The sequence below is a fragment of the Pedobacter duraquae genome, from assembly GCF_004362245.1.
Taxonomy (GTDB): domain Bacteria; phylum Bacteroidota; class Bacteroidia; order Sphingobacteriales; family Sphingobacteriaceae; genus Pedobacter; species Pedobacter duraquae.
Window position 1 is genome coordinate 283,482 of record NZ_SNWM01000006.1, and the last position, 17,927, is coordinate 301,408.

At 43.8% G+C, this 17,927-nt stretch carries 17 protein-coding genes; 5 read left to right on the top strand and 12 right to left on the bottom strand.

Annotated elements, in window-relative coordinates:
* The first annotated feature begins 50 nt into the window (after positions 1 to 50).
* Positions 51 to 461: a BrxA/BrxB family bacilliredoxin gene (locus CLV32_RS20885; RefSeq protein ID WP_133558899.1), complete on the top strand. Its 411-nt coding sequence runs from the start codon at positions 51 to 53 to the stop codon at positions 459 to 461.
* A gap of 67 nt (positions 462 to 528) precedes the next feature.
* On the opposite strand, the gene cdaA is transcribed toward CLV32_RS20885, so the two are convergent.
* Both cdaA and folP read right to left on the bottom strand, forming a co-directional pair.
* Complete coding sequence (gene cdaA / locus CLV32_RS20890; RefSeq protein WP_133558900.1) at positions 529 to 1,320, bottom strand: diadenylate cyclase CdaA; 792 nt, start codon at positions 1,318 to 1,320, stop codon at positions 529 to 531.
* 24 nt (positions 1,321 to 1,344) lie between these two features.
* The gene (gene folP / locus CLV32_RS20895; RefSeq protein ID WP_208111070.1) at positions 1,345 to 2,202 is read right to left on the bottom strand and encodes a dihydropteroate synthase; all 858 of its coding nucleotides are present in this window, start codon (positions 2,200 to 2,202) and stop codon (positions 1,345 to 1,347) included.
* A 56-nt stretch (positions 2,203 to 2,258) separates the two neighbouring features.
* Here folP and CLV32_RS20900 point away from each other — a divergent pair, with 56 nt between their 5' ends.
* The 4 genes from CLV32_RS20900 to CLV32_RS20915 are packed head-to-tail and all read left to right on the top strand — an operon-like array spanning position 2,259 to position 5,576.
* A complete protein-coding gene (locus tag CLV32_RS20900) occupies positions 2,259 to 2,801 on the top strand; it encodes a DUF1599 domain-containing protein (protein ID WP_133558902.1) in 543 nt (180 codons plus the stop codon).
* A gap of 47 nt (positions 2,802 to 2,848) precedes the next feature.
* A complete protein-coding gene (locus tag CLV32_RS20905) occupies positions 2,849 to 4,000 on the top strand; it encodes a BT_3928 family protein (protein ID WP_133558903.1) in 1,152 nt (383 codons plus the stop codon).
* Position 4,001: 1 nt separating this feature from the next.
* Positions 4,002 to 5,057, top strand: a complete 1,056-nt coding sequence (locus CLV32_RS20910) for an ABC transporter permease (protein WP_133558904.1) — start codon at positions 4,002 to 4,004, stop codon at positions 5,055 to 5,057.
* Positions 5,058 to 5,060: 3 nt separating this feature from the next.
* Complete coding sequence (locus CLV32_RS20915) at positions 5,061 to 5,576, top strand: shikimate kinase (RefSeq protein WP_133558905.1); 516 nt, start codon at positions 5,061 to 5,063, stop codon at positions 5,574 to 5,576.
* Here the strand turns inward: CLV32_RS20915 and CLV32_RS20920 are convergent.
* From CLV32_RS20920 to CLV32_RS20965, 10 genes are all read right to left on the bottom strand, one after another.
* Positions 5,568 to 7,274: a M28 family peptidase gene (locus tag CLV32_RS20920; RefSeq protein ID WP_133558906.1), complete on the bottom strand. Its 1,707-nt coding sequence runs from the start codon at positions 7,272 to 7,274 to the stop codon at positions 5,568 to 5,570. The two genes, CLV32_RS20915 and CLV32_RS20920, sit on opposite strands and share 9 nt — an antisense overlap.
* A gap of 38 nt (positions 7,275 to 7,312) precedes the next feature.
* Entirely contained in the window at positions 7,313 to 8,122 is an 810-nt protein-coding gene (gene truA, locus CLV32_RS20925; RefSeq protein WP_133558907.1) for a tRNA pseudouridine(38-40) synthase TruA, read from the bottom strand.
* Entirely contained in the window at positions 8,122 to 10,086 is a 1,965-nt protein-coding gene (locus tag CLV32_RS20930; protein ID WP_133558908.1) for a beta-N-acetylhexosaminidase, read from the bottom strand. The genes truA and CLV32_RS20930 overlap by 1 nt, the downstream gene beginning before the upstream one ends.
* A 56-nt stretch (positions 10,087 to 10,142) precedes the next feature.
* Entirely contained in the window at positions 10,143 to 11,552 is a 1,410-nt protein-coding gene (gene dacB / locus CLV32_RS20935) for a D-alanyl-D-alanine carboxypeptidase/D-alanyl-D-alanine endopeptidase (protein ID WP_133558909.1), read from the bottom strand.
* A gap of 76 nt (positions 11,553 to 11,628) precedes the next feature.
* Positions 11,629 to 12,621, bottom strand: a complete 993-nt coding sequence (locus CLV32_RS20940; protein WP_133558910.1) for an aspartate-semialdehyde dehydrogenase — start codon at positions 12,619 to 12,621, stop codon at positions 11,629 to 11,631.
* Positions 12,622 to 12,696: 75 nt separating this feature from the next.
* Positions 12,697 to 13,572 carry a sugar phosphate isomerase/epimerase family protein gene (locus tag CLV32_RS20945; protein ID WP_317130281.1) on the bottom strand — a complete coding sequence of 292 codons (876 nt, stop codon included), beginning with the start codon at positions 13,570 to 13,572 and terminating at the stop codon, positions 12,697 to 12,699.
* A 7-nt stretch (positions 13,573 to 13,579) separates the two neighbouring features.
* Positions 13,580 to 14,470, bottom strand: a complete 891-nt coding sequence (locus CLV32_RS20950) for a hydroxypyruvate isomerase family protein (protein ID WP_133558911.1) — start codon at positions 14,468 to 14,470, stop codon at positions 13,580 to 13,582.
* Positions 14,471 to 14,513: 43 nt separating this feature from the next.
* Positions 14,514 to 15,743, bottom strand: a complete 1,230-nt coding sequence (locus CLV32_RS20955) for a nucleoside permease (RefSeq protein ID WP_133558912.1) — start codon at positions 15,741 to 15,743, stop codon at positions 14,514 to 14,516.
* Positions 15,744 to 15,768: 25 nt separating this feature from the next.
* The gene (locus CLV32_RS20960) at positions 15,769 to 16,431 is read right to left on the bottom strand and encodes a 3-keto-disaccharide hydrolase (RefSeq protein WP_133558913.1); all 663 of its coding nucleotides are present in this window, start codon (positions 16,429 to 16,431) and stop codon (positions 15,769 to 15,771) included.
* Between the two features lie 11 nt (positions 16,432 to 16,442).
* Positions 16,443 to 17,900, bottom strand: coding sequence for a Gfo/Idh/MocA family protein (locus CLV32_RS20965; protein ID WP_133558914.1), 1,458 nt, complete (start codon positions 17,898 to 17,900; stop codon positions 16,443 to 16,445).
* Positions 17,901 to 17,927: the final 27 nt, after the last annotated feature.

Consider the following 17,927-nt stretch of genomic DNA (forward strand, 5'->3'; position numbering starts at 1 on the left):
ACAGTACCTTTGTTAAAAATAAGCTTTAAAATAATTTAAAAATATATACTATGTATCCTGAATATTTAGTGGAACCTATGCGTGCTGAGCTCACCAATGTAGGTTTTGAAGAAATGAAAACGGCAGATGATGTGGCTAATGCGATCACTTCAGAAGGTACCGTATTTGTTGTAGTTAATTCGGTATGTGGTTGCGCAGCAGCCAATGCACGTCCTGCAGCAAGAATGGCGGCCGCAAATGAGAAACATCCTGATAAAATGATCACTGTATTTGCAGGTATGGAAAAAGAAGCGGTAGATAAAGCAAGAGGCTTTATGGTTCCTTTCCCTCCATCATCTCCTTCTATGGCATTGTTCAAAGATGGTAAATTGGTTCATATGATTGAGCGTCACCAGATTGAAGGTCGCCCGGCACAAATGATTGCTGAAAACCTGATTGGTGCTTTCGAGCAATATTGCTAAGCAATACCAATAAAGATTAAGAGATCCGGCCCTGGTGCCGGATTTTTTGTTTTAACGGAGTTCGCTATTAGAAATCTTTATTCAATAGTTTCTCCAGTTCCCCGAAGGATACATTCATCCTTACACGCCCTTGTTTGGCGTAGGCAATCTCACCTGTTTCTTCCGAAACAATAACGGCTACAGCATCGGTGTTTTCAGAAACACCAATACCCGCGCGGTGGCGCAGACCAAACTGCGGTGGCAACTTATCGTTATCCGTTAACGGCAGAATACAACTGGCACTTTTAATTTTATTTTCGGCTATGACTACAGCACCATCATGCAGGGGGCTGTTTTTTTGAAAAATGCTTTCCAATAATCGCTTGGAGATTTTAGAATCAATCACCTCACAGCTGTTTGCAAAAAGCTGGTCATCATAAAATTTTACAAAAACAATCAAGGCTCCGGTTCTGGATTTCTTCATGCTTTTGCAGGCATCAATCACCGGTTTAATCCGGGCCAGGTTATCGCGTTCTATATTTTTACTACCGAAAAGGTAGCCCCACCATGCTTTGTTCTTCTGCAGAAAGGTGTTTTTTCCAATCAATAGCAGGAAGCGCCGGATCTCGGGTTGGAAAATCACAATCAGGGCAATGATACCCACGCTCATGAATTTATTGATGATCGCAGAAAGTAGTTCCATGTGGAGGGCATCCACAGCAAACTGGATAACAAGGATGATAAACATGCCCAGCAAAAGGTTGACTGCCAAGGTGTTTTTGATCAGGTTATACACATAATAGATCAAGATCGCGACAAACAGAATGTCGAGAATAGCGATTGGCGTTACCTTCAGGAAATCAAAATCAAAACCTTTCATCAGGACTAAGTTAGGGAAAATATATTAGCTGCGTTGCGTAAGTTCCACGAGTTTGATACACTCCATAGCTTCTTTAACATCATGAACCCTCAGGATAGAGGCCCCTTTTAGCAGGGCAATGGTATTGAGCACTGAAGTTCCGTTGAGTGCATCTGCTGCAGTGGTGCCAAGTTCTTGATAAATCATGGATTTGCGCGAAACACCGGCCAGCATGCTGAGTCCGAAGATCTTCAGGTCTTCCATATGGTTTAACAATTCATAGCTATGGTGCCTTTTCTTCGCAAAGCCGAAGCCAGGGTCAAGAATGATATCCTTTACACCAAGAGCGCGCAGCTGGGCTACTTTTTTAGAAAAATAATCAACAACCTCAAGTAATAGATTGTCGTAGGCAATGTCAAGATGCATATTTTGCGGATTGCCCTTCATGTGCATCAGGATATATGGAACATCCAGGTCCGCAACGGTCTGGAACATGGCTTCATCCAATGTTCCGCCGGAGATATCGTTGATGATATGGGCGCCAGCCTCAATGCTGTTTTTTGCTACAACTGCTCTAAAGGTATCGATCGATAAGATTGCTTCAGGAAAATGTTGGTGGATAGCTTCAACCGCAGGAATGATCCTGCTGAGTTCTTCCTCCAGACTTACATCTGCAGCGCCGGGCCTTGATGAGTAGGCTCCGATGTCAATAAATCTGGCACCCGCCTCAAGAAATTTCTCTGCCTGGCTCAACACCGCATCTTTACCGCTCATGCGGCTGGAATCGTAGAATGAATCTGGCGTTACATTGAGAATGCCCATTACTGCCGGACGCTCCAGATCTATCAGTTTACCCTTCAGGTTTAGTGTGGTCTTTCGGTTTAAAAATGTATCTTTAGCCATCATTTAATGCAAAAATACAGTATTAAAATAGCTTTAAACTAAATATTTTAATTGTTTTGGCCAATAACACCACACAGGAATTCGATTCAGTTATAGCGGTTTGCAAATCGCTTTTTTTAAAAAAAACCAATGATTATGGTACGGCCTGGCGCATCTTGCGACTGACCTCTATCACCGATCAGCTTTTCATCAAAGCACAAAGAATCCGCACGCTGGAAGAGAAAAAAGTCTCCATGGTGGACGAAGGAATTGTTCCGGAATACATTGCGATCGTGAACTATTGCATCATCGCACTAATGCAGCATAAATTGACTGCCGAAGACCCTACGGAGCTTCCGGTTGCACAGGTAGAATCGCTATTCGATCAGGAGGTTCAGCAAACAAAGGAACTCATGTTTGCCAAGAATCATGATTACGGCGAAGCGTGGCGGGATATGCGCATCAGTTCGCTTACCGACCTGATCCTGATGAAAATCCTGAGGGTGAAACAGATTGAAGATAATGCCGGACAAACGCTGGCATCTGAAGGTGTAGCTGCTAATTATCAGGATATGCTGAACTATGCGGTTTTTGCACTGATCAAACTTGACGTGAAATAGAGTAGTCTAACGTAAACAGTCTTATTATTATATCTAATGATGAATATATGAAACGTACCGCGCTAACTTTTTCCAGAATATTTGTAGGTGTACTCTTCATTTTATCAGGTTTGATCAAGGCGAATGATCCCCTTGGTTTTGGCTATAAGTTGCAGGAATATTTTGAAGTGTTTCATATTCCGGTATTGGGTGATTATGCAACGGCCATTGCGATGCTTTTATGCGCTATGGAGATTGTTCTTGGGGCCTTACTTTTATTTGGCTTCTGGAGTAAAAAGGTTACCGTAGCACTGTTGGGGACGATCATATTCTTTACCTTTCTCACATTTGTATCTGCCGCCTTTAAGGTGGTTACTTCGTGTGGATGTTTTGGTGATGCCATCCCTTTAACACCATGGCAATCGTTTTCTAAAGATCTGGTCTTGTTGCTGATGATCGTGTATTTATTCCTGCACAGGGATCTGATTAGGCCACTTTATACAAGTCCTGGTGTGCAGACAGGTGTTTTTTCTGCTGTGCTTGCCTTTTCTTTGTTGTTTTCGCAATACACATACCATGCCTTACCAATTGTAGACTTTCTACCGTATAAAGTCGGGGCAAATATCCCTGAACTGATGAAGATCCCGGCGGGAGCGAAGCCTGATGAGTTTGAGATCATGTATCAGTTGGTTAACAAAAAAACTGGAGAGAAGAAAACGCTAAGTGATAAAGCATATCTGAAAACAGGGATTTGGAAAGATGCAAACTGGGAAATCAAAGGAACGCCAGAAAAGCGCCTGGTGAAGAAAGGTTATGACGTAAAGATAAAAGACCTGAACATTACCGATGCTTCAGGTACGGCTTATACAACGGAGCTTATTGAAAACCCTTACTACAGCATCGTAATTGTAGCATACGACCTCGGACATACTAACGAAGATGCTATTGCCAAGCTAAATGCGGTAGCACTAAATGCTGCGGAACAGTTTAACATCAGAACGGTATTGTTAACATCCAACTCAGCACAGGATGCCGAAGCATTCAGTAAAAAAATGAAGCTTTTTGCAGAGGTATTTTATGCTGATGCAGTGCCGCTGAAAAGCATGGTTCGCGCAAATCCAGGTGTTTTACTGCTTAAAAATGGTGTGGTAGTCAATAAATGGCATTATTCGCTGATGCCTACGGTTGATGAACTCAGTGCTAAATATTTCAGTAAATAACATGTTTATCTATATCCTCAAAAAGCTTTTGTATGGCTTTGCAGTACTTGCAGGGGTAGTTAGCGTTGTTTTTATCTTATTTAATGTGTTACCTGGAGACCCCGCAAGGATGACTATGGGACAACGGGCCGATGTACAGTCGCTGGAAGCCGTACGTAAAGAATTTGGACTGGACAGATCGAAACCTGCACAATTTTTTCTGTATCTAAATGATTTGTCTCCCATCGGAATACACGGCGCATCAGCAGATCAACAGGAAAAATACCACTATCAGAAACTATTTGGCTTTGGCGATGATGTTGTTGCCCTAAAGTATCCATACCTCAGAAGGTCTTACCAAACCAAAAGGGATGTCACCACGATCTTGTCGGAAACTGTACCCAATACTTTTATTTTGGCCTTAACCGCGATGATCTTCGCAACAATAATTGGCGTATTCTTAGGTGTTGTATCTGCAGTGCATAAGGACAGCTGGGTAGATAAAGCAGCGAATGGGTTTGCGATCCTGGGGATTTCGGCACCTTCTTTTTTCGCCGGCATTATCATTGCATGGATTTTTGGTTTTGTATTGAGCGATTATACCGGACTGAATATGTCTGGCAGCCTGTACAGTTACGATCCCTTTAAAGGGGAAATCATGACCTGGAAAAACCTGTGGCTTCCCATGGTCACGCTGGGTTTAAGGCCACTCGCCATTATTGTGCAGCTTACAAGAAGTGCGATGCTGGATGTTTTATCACAGGATTACATCCGCACAGCGAGGGCTAAAGGATTAGGCAGAAATGCGATCATCTACAAGCATGCTTTAAAAAACGCCATGAACCCGGTTATCACTGCGATTTCTGGGTGGTTTGCCTCTTTGCTAGCCGGTTCCTTTTTTGTGGAATATATTTTTGGATACAATGGACTGGGAAGGGTCACTGTGTTTGCACTGGAAATGTCGGACTTCCCCGTTGTGATGGGCTCCATTCTTTTTATAGCCTTTGTGTTTGTGGTAATTAATATTTTAGTAGACGTTTTATATGCCTTTGTTGATCCAAGGGTTAAATTGGCTTAATTGATGAAGATATTTCTGATAGGATTTATGGGCTGTGGCAAGACCACAATGGGCAAAAAACTTGCAACTAAGTTGGGCTATCTGTTTTTTGACCTGGATCATCAGATTGAGGCGGAGCTCGGCAAAACTATTGCTGCTTACTTTACCGAGCATGGCGAAGCGGCCTTTCGACAATTGGAGAATACCAAAATTAAGGCCTTCGATTATCCCGAAAATGCCGTGATTGCTACAGGTGGGGGCACACCATGTTATTTTGATAATATTGATTGGATGAATGCCAACGGACTTACCGTATATATCAATATGAATGCCCAGGCATTAGCAAAACGGCTGGAGAAGGGTAAGGCAAAACGTCCACTGCTTCATGGTCTGGATACTCCGGGCCTGATCAGCTTTATCGAACATAAACTGGAGGATCGGAATCCTTTTTATACCCAGGCGAAGTTAATTGTACCGGGCATCAGCCTGAATGCTGATACACTCAGAGAACAGATTCTGGCTATAGATCCGCTACTTTAAAGCAGCGAGATATGCCTCTGTTTGTTTTTCGAGTGCTAATGTAGCTACCTTAATTGCCGACCCGATGCGCGTGCTGGACTTCTGAACTGGTATGGCAGATGTTGTTGCAAGTGACGCTGTATAATATTTGCTCCAGGTATTCAGGATATGCTTTTCTTTTTCCAGGTCGCCACCTTCAGCTACTATTTTTTTGCTCAGTTCAAACTCAGTTTTCATTCTTAACGCAGCAGCAGCTTTCACATCGCCAAGGATGTTCATCGCGGTTTGTTCATCAGCGTTTATTAAAGTTAGTCCGGCAGTGAGTGCACTGATCCCCACATTTTTCATTGTTGTGGCAGATACTTTATCCAGGCGGTCATTATCGGTATGGTAAAAAGCATCAGTAAAATGCCACATGAGTAGTCCCGGGATATTATTTCTCAAAAATGGTGTATGATCACTACCGCCTTCAAATGGATTGTAGTTGACGGTCCAGTTGGCAAATTTGCCCTGTGTATTACAAATTCGCATGATGAAGTCATTATAGTAATGTGGGAAGAGATCTTTCTCAGCAACTTCTCCGGCACCCCATTCCGAATGTTTGTCTGTTCCCCGTGTCCAGATCGCCGAAGGATCCGGCATTTTCTCTATTAAAAATGAACCACCCGTAATTGCCGTGTTTTCGCCAACCATATCCAGGCTCATTCCCCAGAGAATACCCTTAGCGCGTTCTTTATCCTCGGTGATGTACCTTCCGGTAGAAACAATCTCATTACCCCATAGAAAGGTCATGGTGCGCTGTGGTTTTAACTTCCCCGATTTAACCAGGTTTGCTGTTACCCTTGCCATTTCTGACAGTGTACCAACACCTGTAGCATTATCATTGGCTCCGGGTTCCTGCACATGTGCGCTGTAAACTAAACGTTCATCTGGGTTAACTGTTCCCCTAACATTTGCAACTATAGTCAATTCTTCAGAGTCAAACAATTTTGTGCTTATGGCCACATGGAGCTTTAGCGGTCCTTTGGCTATAGCTTTCTTTAAGCGCTCTTTAGCGGCATAAGACATGTTAACTGCCCAGCCACCATTTGAGTTATTACTGATACCGGAAAACTGAATAGAGGTCTGGTACTTCTCGGGTTGTGTATATTTCGGCATACTGTAGCCCATTACGCCGATTGCACCAGCACTCATCGCCATGTTAAATAATCTGCCAGAACTCATCTCGGCAAAAACGATTTTTCCTTTAACATCGATACCTTCCAATGTCTTTGGCAATGGTACAGTAAGCATAACAACATCCGCCGTAACGCCTCCCTCAGGAGTTGAGGCCGAATTGATGGCGAGCATGTTTCTGTTGGTCTTAAACTCCAGCAGGGGCTGTTGCTCACCGGCAATCGTGATGCTGGCATCCAGGGGATCCCAGGCTTTATTCTTTAATGGCCTTTTTTCCAGTCTGTAGGTAAGGGGTCCTTCAGCTTCGTTTGCCTTTTGCAGCACATAACCAGCCTTTTTCAGGATCTCCTCAATCTTGTAAATGCTCTCATTGAAACCTGTATTTCCGGGTACTCTCCATCTTTGCTCTACAAAAGCGGTTGTGGCCAATGCATTCTTCTCGTTAAAGCCTGCACGTGTCAGGTTAAACCAAGCAGCAGAATTATCTTGTGCAAATAGATGCGTTCCGGTTAGTAGGAGTGCCGCTAAGAGTAGTTTTTTCATGATTGTAATTTGTGCGTTTAAGATAGCAATAATTGTTGCTAGACCGATATCCAGTTTTCGGCAGAGCCTGCCTGCAAAAATGCAGAGAACTCTTCCCGAGGTTCGAGGTTGAGATAGGGATAGGTAACTTTGGATAAATATAAACCCTGTGGATGTGCAGGGGTAATGAGTTCGGGTGTTTCCAGGTTGATCAGGTAATGTTCAAACTGATCCACACTTTGTACACCGCGACCAACTTTGAGCAGCTGACCCATAATAATCCGGATCATTTTGCTGAGAAATCGATTTGCGGAAATCTGAAAGCGCAGCCTATCACCCTGCTGATCTGTGAATAAATCTGCAGACATCACATTGCAGATGGTATGTTCGTATTTATCCGGACTGGTACAAAAACAACGGTAATCCTTGTATTTTGGCAATAGTTTTACCGCCCTTTTCATTGCAGCAAAGTCCAGGTTGTCTAACAGATAAAAAGAACTCAGCCCATTTAAAAAAGGACTTTTGTAAGTATGTAAGAAATAATCATAGGAGCGTTTTACAGCATCAAAGCGGGCATGTTGCTGTCCGTCCATTGGTATGATGTCGAAGATCGCGATACTAGCAGGCAGCAGCTTATTTAGTCGAAAGAGCAAGTCGAAATCCCATTCGCGTTCCACATCCATATGGAAGAAAAACTGACTTGCATGTACATGCGCATCCGTTCTCCCACATCCATTGATAAATACGGTGGTTTTTAAGACCTTACTCAATGCTTTTTCCAGCACGCCCTGTACATTTGCTACACCAGGCTGCTTTTGCCAGCCGCCATAGTGCAGTCCATTGTAACCTATATGAACAAAATACCTCACTACCTGCGTGGCGATCTTCTGTTCAACTCGTCAATCGGCATACTGATCAACCTGCCTATAGGCTCCTTGCCGCGATAGGTGATTACCCTAAGCATACTCGCATCTTTTGGCGGTGTCAGTTTCTCTGTATATTTTGGATAAAAACGATCCGGAGTAGAGTTATCAAAGCTGTAATAGATGTCGAGGCCGTCAATCTCGGTACTGAGATCAATGACTAAAGATTTATCCGCTGCGCGCGAAACCTTAAAGATCGGGTCGTACATCGCCGGAGAATATTTTGTTTCTGCCAGGTCAAGACGCTTGAAATGTTCCTCTGTTCTGCTCACAAAACTTGGCCAGTTTTTCTTTTCTTTAGGCGACCATACCGACTCTGCGATAGCGAATCCACGTGGCCAAACCATATATTCTACCTGACGGATGTTGTAGATCTGCTCTGTCCACAGGTTGGCTTGTGCACCGATGATATATTTCGGATCTACACCTTCCGGGATGGGGTTAAACTGGTAACTCTTATTCAATCTTAAGGATTCATAGACTTTGGGTTCAGTAATCTGGTCGCCCTGCATGTAGTCGAGATAAGCAAACTGTGTAGGGCTCATAACTACTTCGTGGCCTTTTTTTGCAGCTGCGGTGCCATATTGCATGCCTCTCCAGCTCATTACTGCAGTAGTGTTTGGCATGTCGCCATCCAGGATCTCATCCCAACCCATAAATTTCTTGCCTTTAGACTCAACAATTTTCTGCACACGCTTTTCAAAGTACCCTTGCACCTGCTGCATGGTTTTCAATCCTTCGCGCTGCATCAATGCTTTAACAGCATCGTTTGCCTGCCAGTAGTTGATTGGCGCTTCATCTCCACCCATATGGATATAGCCAAAAGGGAAAAGTGCTGCCACCTGAGTGATTACTGAGTCAAGGAAAACGTATACTTTTTCGTTGGCCGGGCAAAGGGTGTTGTCGATGAGTGCTCTTGGAGGAGCCCCCTTAGACCAGTCCATGATTTGCTCTCCTGAACGCACTTTATAATTTTCTGCACCTGGTGTGCATGAAAGCTCAGGATAAGACGCCACTGCTGCTAAACTATGTCCGGGTACATCAATTTCAGGCAGAATATCAACAAAACGGTCTTTTGCATATTGAATAATCTCCTTAATATCGTCCTGGGTGTAGAACCCTCCGTAATTACGGGGTTCATCTGCAGTAGGAGGTATGAAAGCACCGAAAGTACCTACTTTTTTTACGTTCCATGCACCCACTTGCGTAAGTTTTGGTAAGCCCTTAATTTCAAGCCTCCAGCCCTCATCATCAGCCAGGTGCAAGTGAAGTAGGTTGTATTTATAGCGGACCATATTGTCCACAAATTGTTTTACTTCTTCTTTGGTAAAGAAATGGCGGGCAACATCAAACATTAAACCTCTCCAACCCAGGCGCGGATAATCTGTAATATCCACACACGGAAGCGTCCATTTTACATTTTTAGCTAACTCTTTGGTCTCAATTTCTTTAGGGAACAGCTGTAGCAACGTCTGCACGCCATAAAATAAGCCGGCTGCTTTGTTGGCTCTGATTGTAATCAATTTAGGCGTAACAGTTAGCTGATAACCCTCTTTACCTAAAGTTGCGTTTTCCCGTTCGTTAGTGATCAGCCTGATTGTGGCTGCATTGTTTGACGTAGTGTATATAGAAACAAAACTTCCTGTAGGGATAGATAGATGCATCTGCAGGTAGTCTACAACCAGCTTGGTTTCCGGAGTTTTATCTGCGAGGATGATTACATTCTCTGGAAGGGTAAACGTTCCGGTATTTTTTATCAGGGAAACAGGTTCTGGTATAATGGCAATCTCCGGTACCGGCATCACCACACCTCCTTCGGTAGGGTTAGACGTAGCAATGATGGAACTTTCCTGGGCCAATGCCGATGTTGACAAGCCTAAAATGCACAGTAACTGAAATAAATGTTTCATTAAGTATCGTTTAACAGGATCTAAAAAGTTGCAATTTATTAAAAATATCAGGAATGTTATTTAAGTGCATCCAGCACGGCGAACAGTTTTCTGGAGATACCTGTTCCTGAGTAGTTATTGATGTCGATTACCATAATATATTTCTGGCCGTTTGAAGCGGTGTAATATCCGGCATAGGCTGAAACATCATTGATTGTTCCACTTTTCAGGGTCATACCATTATTTTCCGGAAAAGAGTTTGTATAATCCTTGAACCAGTTTTCCTTTTGAGCCTGGAAAAGTACTGTAGCCATGGCCATCGGTGTAACACGGGTTGCTGGAGACAAGCCACTTCCATCAATGATGTTGAGAGCATTTTTATCGAGGCCTTTTCCCGCCCAGTAATTCAGTTCTACCTGTACACCATTTTTTGTGGTAGCTTCCTTGCCGGCTTTCCAGGCAAGTGTCCGGATCAGATGCTCTCCATAAAGATTGATGCTTTTTTTATTGAACCAATAAATGATCTGGCTGAGGGTAGGGGAGCTTAGCGTAATTAATTGACGTGTGGCGGCAGGCACAGTCTTTTGTTCTGCAGCGAGTCTTCTGGCTGTGGTAGCAGCTGTAGTAGTTGCCACACCAATACGTGTTAAAGTATCCTGCAGCCGGTAGGCTGCATCAAATGCCGGGTCGGGAAGTGCCAATGAAATTCCTGACTTAGAAATCCCCAACGCCCAGCTCCCCCTCAGGTAAGCGATATCAGATAAAGGCGGCAAATAGGCATAAGCTCTATCTCCGGTACCCTCAGCACCTGCTTTAAGTTCATTTACGATTTTAAGGTATGGCATTGCCGGAACAGCTTTCAGTACAGTAACCGGATTCCGGGAGTTGTTGGTTGCCTTGAGGTGCAGGTCAAACTGGTTCTCCCGCCAGGTAAGTCCTGAGGGGCCTGCACCATAATAGTTGCCGATATCCTGCCATATCCATCCTTCGGGTGTTGACTGAGTGCTCCAGATGCTGTCATCGCCAATAATCCTGCCTTCAATTTTTTTGATGCCGGCAGCTTTGATAGCCTTTACCCATTCATTTAATACATATCCTTCTTTAGTTTGTTCATATCGCCAGGATCCTAATGTAGGATCGCCGCCGCCGATAATAATGAGATCGCCGTTTAAAGTTCCTTCAGGGCTCAAAGTGCCACTATATGCTAAGGTAGTCTGGTACCTGAAGTCTTTACCCAGGATACTGAACGCAGTTGCGGAAGTTATCGTTTTGAGGGTCGAGGCAGTAGAGACGCCGAGATTTTCATTACGGCCAAAAATAACTTTGCCTGTGGCAGCATCCAGCACTACCAGGGCAGTGGTGGCATATTTTGCTTGTTCATCGCCGATCAGGTTATTATATGCGCGCTCCAGCTTTTGAGCCGGACTTTGTGCAAAAGCGAAACTGTGACAGAAGAGTAAAAGTGCTGGTATGTATTTTTTGAACATGTTATTCATAAAAAAAGTGATGCTGGAAAAGTAAGTATAACGATTCCGGCATCACTTGATATATAAGTTTATGGATTTAGATCAGTTCTTTTTTGACTAAAAATTCAGCGATCTGCACTGCATTTGTTGCGGCACCCTTACGCAGGTTGTCGGCAACAATCCACATATTCAATGAGTTGGGCATAGATTCGTCACGTCTTAAACGACCAACAAACACTTCATCTTTCTCATGTGCATCTTTAGGCATTGGATATTTCAGATTGGCAATATCATCCACAACGATGATGCCTTCTGTTTTTTCCAGGATGCTCCTCACTTCATCTAAGTCATATTCATTCTCGAACTCAAGGTTAACAGATTCAGAGTGGCCACCCATTACTGGAATACGTACTGTGGTTGCGGTAATCCTGATGCTGTCGTCGCCCATAATTTTACGGGTTTCCTTGATCATTTTCATTTCTTCTTTCGTGTAGCCATTGTCGGTGAACACGTCGATCTGAGGAATCACGTTCAGGTCAATCGCATAAGGATACGCCATTGGTCCATCAGTAATGCCTTTACGCTCGTTCATCATTTGCTCCACGGCTTTTACGCCCGTTCCTGTTACCGACTGATAGGTAGATACCACGATTCTTTTGATGCGGTATTTATCATGCAGGGGTTTTAATGCAACTACCATCTGGATGGTAGAGCAATTTGGATTAGCGATAATCTTATCGTCTATAGAAAGCTCGTAAGCATTTACCTCAGGAACGATCAGTTTTTTTGAAGGATCCATACGCCATGCCGATGAGTTATCGATCACGGTAGTACCAGCTTCTGCAAAACGTGGTGCATGCTCCAGTGAGGTATTTCCACCAGCAGAGAACAGTGCGATATCAGGTCTCATTGCAATTGCTGTATCCATATTTACGACAGCGAATTCCTTACCCTTAAAGCTGATCTTCTTACCTACACTCTTTTCAGAGGCTACGGGAATTAACTCAGTTAACGGAAAATTACGCTCCTCTAATACTTTCAACATAACAGTGCCCACCAAACCGGTAGCACCTACAACTGCGACTTTCATTTATTCAATAAAATTTTAAGACCCACTGAATTGTGGGTCTATTTCAACAAATATGGGAAAAATTGTACAGAATCCTTAAAGCAATTGCGCTTTAATGTAGTCTGCACTCTGTTTGATACTTACATATGGGTCGAGGGAGAAATTTTCCTGTTCCATGATGGCATATTTCAGTCCGGCCACTTTAGCAGATTTGAAGATCGTTTTGAAGTCTATCGTTCCTGTACCTACTTCTGTGTTGATCTTGTTATTGGCTTTATCCATGTCTTTAACATGCCACATTGGGAAACGGCCTGGGTGGGCAGCAAAAAGTTTCGCAGGATCATTACCCGAACGTACTGCCCAGTACAAGTCAAGTTCAAAAGCAACCATTTTTGGGTCTGTTTCTTTCAATAAGATCTCATATCCGGTTGTATCTCCCCAAGGTTTAAATTCAAAATCATGGTTATGGTAAGCTAGTTTTAAGCCTGAGGCTTTACATAACTCAGCAGCCTGATTTAATTTAGCAGCAATCTTTTTATAGTCGTCAGCACTTTGTCTCCATGGTTCTGCCAGGTAAGGTACAGTCAGGTACTCACTGCCAATCGCACTGGCGGCTTCGATAAAACCCTTCAACTCATCCGTTTTTCCTGAGGTCATCAGTTCATCAACACTATAATGTCCGCTTGGTGCTTTCAGACCATTCTCGATCAACAGGTTTTTGAAAGCCATAGGGTCTAATCCCCAGTACTTATTTTTTGCCGAATAGCCAAAAGTCTCTACTTCTTTGTATCCTGCGGCACCAACTTTAGCGATTACGCCACGTACATCTGCAGGTAGCTGGGCTCTTAGCGAGTATAATTGCAAGCCAACTACTTTAGGTGCTTTGGCATATGTAAAAGATGGTAATAGCAATGCTGCGGCAGCAGCCATACCTGTTTGTTTAATAAATGTTCTTCTCGAGTTCATCATCATATTGGGATTAAATATCACAAATTTGCACGGCCGTTTTCAGCGACTGTAATTTGTCTTTTTGTAATGGGATAAATTCCTGGGCAATATAGCCCTTAAAGCCTGTAGCCAGGATTGCTTTGACAATCGCAGGGTAATAAAGCTCCTGGGTGTCGTCTATTTCATGTCTGCCTGGTACGCCGGCAGTATGGTAATGGGCAAGATATTGGTGATAGGTCTGGATATTATTGATTACATCACCCTCATCAATCTGCATGTGGTAAATATCGTACAACAACTTGAAATTTTCAGAACCCAACCTTTTGCAAAGCTCAGCACCCCAGGAGGTGCGGTCGCATTGATAGTCTTTATGGTTAATTTTGCTGTTCAACAACTCCATAACCAATACAACTCCATGCTTTTCTGCCAGCGGCATTATTTTTTTTAAGCCGTCCACACAGTTTTTCCAGCCTGTTTCATCGTCTTTTCCGCGTTTATTTCCACTGAAGCAGATCAGGTTTTTATACCCTGCCTGAGCTACCAGGGGAATCATTGCCGTGTAATTCTTAATCAATGTATCATGGAATGCAGGATCGTTCCAACCATCAACAAGGTTAATCTCTGCACCATTGCACATCGCAGAGTCCAGTCCGTATTTTTTTAGTGTGGGCCATTCTTTAGGGCCAACCAGGTCGATTGCTTTAATTCCTATTTTTTTCGCTTCGGCACATAAGGTATCGAGGTCAATATCACTAAAGCACCAACGACATACAGAGTGGTTAACATGACCTTTTAATGCAGGAGCAGCCATAGCGTCGCTCGCCACAGCGTCGAAACTTTCCAGCGTAAGCGGTAGTGCCATAGCCATCGTTGCTACAGCCATGTTTTTAATTGCGGCTCTGCGTCCTTTTTTTTCTTCCATTTTTGCCTTTATTTGCTAACGTTCTCAGTTCGGTTTATGCGTATTAAACGCCTTCTACTTTAACTTTCTCCTTGTCATTGAACAATACTGCAAACAACAGGAATACTACAGCAGCAATGCCTGCAGGAATAACCCAGATCATTTTCCAGTCAAAGCCATCTGCCATTTTATAGGTATCAGTAATAGACCCCGCAACTTCGAAGCCAATTAACATTCCTATCCCATAAGTGGCAAGGGTTATTAATCCCTGTGCCGCACTTTTGTACTGAACGCCAGCCTTAGAGTTCGTATAGATTTGTCCAGACACGAAGAAGAAGTCATAACATACCCCGTGTAAAGCAATACCGATAATTAACATGAAACTGAGATCGCTGGCGTTACCATAAGCAAACAGTGCGTAGCGCAATGCCCAGGCCAACATACCCACTAAAATGGTTTTTTTGAAACCAAAGCGGCTAAAGAATACCGGAAGCAACAGTAAAAACAGTACTTCTGACATCTGTCCGATCGTCATTTTTCCAGTTGGATTATCAACACCGATATTTGATAGGAAAGGGTTTGCATTCTGGTAATAAAAGGCCAATGGGATACAGATCAGGATTGATGATACAAAGAAGATCGCAAAGTTTTTGTCTTTCAATAATTTCAAAGCGTCCAGGCCTAGGATCTCAGAAACCTTAACTTTCTCTTTTGATACTTTTGGTGCCGTGGCAGGCAGGGCAAAGCTGAATATACCCAGGATTAACGATCCTACACCCGCCATCATAAATGTATTTTTCATGAATCCTGATTTAATGCCATCAGCCGAATCCCAATGAAAAACGAAGCTGATCAATAGTCCGGCTACGATCCAGCCTATAGTACCCCAGACGCGGATCGTTGAAAATTCTTTCTCGGGATCTTTCATCTGATTAAAAGATACTGAGTTAACCAATGCCAAAGTAGGCATGAAGAGGATCATATACGATAACACATATGGGTAAAACGCAGAGATATCTGTAGCGTTGTACATCTGGTACATCAGCACTGCACCAACAAGGTGCAGGATACCTAATATTTTTTCCGCATTAAAGAACCTGTCGGCAATCATACCGATGATAAAAGGAGCGATGATTGCCCCCCAGGATTGAGTAGAGAACACAGCAGCACTCTGTGATCCTGATGCATTCAGGTTATTGCCTAAAAAAGTACCAAGGGTTACAAACCAGGAGCCCCAGATAAAGAATTCCAGGAACATCATGCTTGATAATTTAATACGGTTACTTAAGTTCATATGTGGTTGGTTTTGTTTAGTTAAATTATAATTCTTTGATGGATATGTTTCTGAACCAGACCTCATCCCCATGATCTTGTAGGGCAATTCGTCCTTTTTTAAAGGTGCCGAATCCCGGCCAGGTGGCGAACTTACTACCGGCAATTAAAGCCTTCCAGTTGTCGTCCCACATTGTGGTAGACACGATCTTCACACCATTCAGCGTAAATTCGAGCTTCCCGTTTTTGCTGGTGATGACCACCTTGTTCCATTCGCCAACAGCTTTAACTGGCTCAGAGCTACTTTTGATCAGGTCGTACAGATCTCCGGCGCGATGCTTATTGATTTTACCGTCAGGATGTCCGTCGTTATCAAGCACCTGCATCTCAGGTCCTGTGCTGTAGGTCTGCTTAAATTCAGGAGTTTCCTGAACAAAAAAAAGAATACCGCTGTTGGCATTAGGAGCGACCTTCCATTCCAGCTTAAGCTCGAAATTGCCATACTCCTTATCCGTTACCAGGTCTCCTCCGTCATTGTTCTTCAACTTTGGATCCAGGTGAATCACACCTTTTTCCTCGCGCCAGCCACTTCCTGCAGTTTTCTGGCCATAGCTATGCCATCCTTTAATTACGTTTGCCTGTTGCGCCTGCACTTTGGCGGAGCTGAATGACAACACCGCTGCCAAAGCAGGTAAAATGTATGCTTTCATAAAATTTCTTTTTAAGCGCCAAGTTCCCACCCTTTGCGGTAAGTTCTCTTTACGTATTGATTTACTGCGTCAAAATTGGTAATTCTCATGTTGTCATTGTCCCATAGCAACTTGATGTTCCTGCCAGGATAAATGATTTTTCCCTGGTCATTCTTTGCCTGCACATCTACACCCCTGATGGCCAGGTTGGCCATGAGTAATGCTTCTGTAAGCGGGCCTGCAATTTCAAACGGAGAGCTTACTTCCTGTTTTCCATAACCAGCTATACTGGCTTCTACCCATTGGGCGTAGTGACCATTTGCACCATCTTTAACCCGAGCAAAGCGTTCAGGAACTTTGATAGATGCATTTTTGCTCAGTGGCAACAATCTTGGATTTGCACTGTATGTGCTGCTCATCATTTTCCCTTTTGTGCCTATAAAAAGCGTTCCGTTACCGCCATCACCAAATGTTTCGTTGGCTTGCAGTTCCTCAGGACGCTCGGGCTGAATACCGCCATCCATCCAGTGCACTACAACGTCACCCTTGGTTTTATTTGTTTTAGGAAACTTCAGGGTAACATGACTCGAAGGAGGGCAGCTATCCGGGAAATATCCGCGTTTAAACTCGTCTACATATACCGACCCTACACTTGCCTGCACTTCGCTGGCATATTTTAGGTTAAGTACGCTGAACGGGGCTTCCAACAAGTGGCATCCCATATCGCCAAGCGCGCCAGTGCCGTAATCCCACCAGCCGCGCCAGTTAAATGGCACCAGTTTTTCCACGTATTCTTTGTAAGGTGCAGTGCCTAACCACAGATCCCAATCCAAATCCCGGGGTACATCGGCCTTGTTAGCCGACCATGGAATACCTTGCGGCCATACCGGACGATCTGTCCAAGCATAAACGGTATGCACATCACCAATCAGGCCGGCATCGTACCATTCTTTCATTTGTCGCGGTCCATCATTGGATGCACCCTGGTTACCCATTTGGGTAACTACCTTGTATTTTTTTGCTGCTGCGGTGAGCGCCCTGGCCTCATAAATATCATGAGTCAATGGCTTTTGGACATAAACGTGTTTACCAAGCTGCATTGCTGCCAGTGTTTGAATGGCATGATTGTGATCTGGTGTTGATACGGATACCGCATCAAAGTTTTTAGCCTCTTTATCAAACATTTCACGCCAGTCGGTATAGAACTTCGCTTTAGGGAAGTTCTTCACGGTATTGGCTGCCCTGCGTTTATCTACATCACAGAGGAAGGCGATATCTGCTTTCCCGCTTTTGGCGAAGCTGGCAATGTCTGACTCGCCTTTTCCACCTACGCCAATGCTGGCGATCAGCAGCCTGTCACTAGGCGCTAAAAATCCTTTTCCACCCAGCACATGGCGGGGAACAATCATAAATGCTGCAGTAGCAATAGCACTGGATTTTAAAAATGCACGCCTGCTGCTTGCATTTTGGTCGGTTTTGTCCTTATTCATCACAGTATATTTGGTTTTTGGTTGGTT

What these genes read in the sequence shown, in the direction of transcription:
- CLV32_RS20955 (WP_133558912.1), bottom strand. Translation starts at nt 15,743, where the DNA reads ATGAACTTAAGTAACCGTATTAAATTATCAAGCATGATGTTCCTGGAA.
- CLV32_RS20915 (WP_133558905.1), top strand. Translation starts at nt 5,061, where the DNA reads ATGAAGATATTTCTGATAGGATTTATGGGCTGTGGCAAGACCACAATG.
- CLV32_RS20940 (WP_133558910.1), bottom strand. Translation starts at nt 12,621, where the DNA reads ATGAAAGTCGCAGTTGTAGGTGCTACCGGTTTGGTGGGCACTGTTATG.
- dacB (WP_133558909.1), bottom strand. Translation starts at nt 11,552, where the DNA reads ATGTTCAAAAAATACATACCAGCACTTTTACTCTTCTGTCACAGTTTC.
- CLV32_RS20965 (WP_133558914.1), bottom strand. Translation starts at nt 17,900, where the DNA reads ATGAATAAGGACAAAACCGACCAAAATGCAAGCAGCAGGCGTGCATTT.
- folP (WP_208111070.1), bottom strand. Translation starts at nt 2,202, where the DNA reads ATGGCTAAAGATACATTTTTAAACCGAAAGACCACACTAAACCTGAAG.
- CLV32_RS20960 (WP_133558913.1), bottom strand. Translation starts at nt 16,431, where the DNA reads ATGAAAGCATACATTTTACCTGCTTTGGCAGCGGTGTTGTCATTCAGC.
- CLV32_RS20950 (WP_133558911.1), bottom strand. Translation starts at nt 14,470, where the DNA reads ATGGAAGAAAAAAAAGGACGCAGAGCCGCAATTAAAAACATGGCTGTA.
- CLV32_RS20930 (WP_133558908.1), bottom strand. Translation starts at nt 10,086, where the DNA reads ATGAAACATTTATTTCAGTTACTGTGCATTTTAGGCTTGTCAACATCG.
- CLV32_RS20945 (WP_317130281.1), bottom strand. Translation starts at nt 13,572, where the DNA reads ATGATGATGAACTCGAGAAGAACATTTATTAAACAAACAGGTATGGCT.
- CLV32_RS20910 (WP_133558904.1), top strand. Translation starts at nt 4,002, where the DNA reads ATGTTTATCTATATCCTCAAAAAGCTTTTGTATGGCTTTGCAGTACTT.
- CLV32_RS20885 (WP_133558899.1), top strand. Translation starts at nt 51, where the DNA reads ATGTATCCTGAATATTTAGTGGAACCTATGCGTGCTGAGCTCACCAAT.
- CLV32_RS20905 (WP_133558903.1), top strand. Translation starts at nt 2,849, where the DNA reads ATGAAACGTACCGCGCTAACTTTTTCCAGAATATTTGTAGGTGTACTC.
- cdaA (WP_133558900.1), bottom strand. Translation starts at nt 1,320, where the DNA reads ATGAAAGGTTTTGATTTTGATTTCCTGAAGGTAACGCCAATCGCTATT.
- CLV32_RS20920 (WP_133558906.1), bottom strand. Translation starts at nt 7,274, where the DNA reads ATGAAAAAACTACTCTTAGCGGCACTCCTACTAACCGGAACGCATCTA.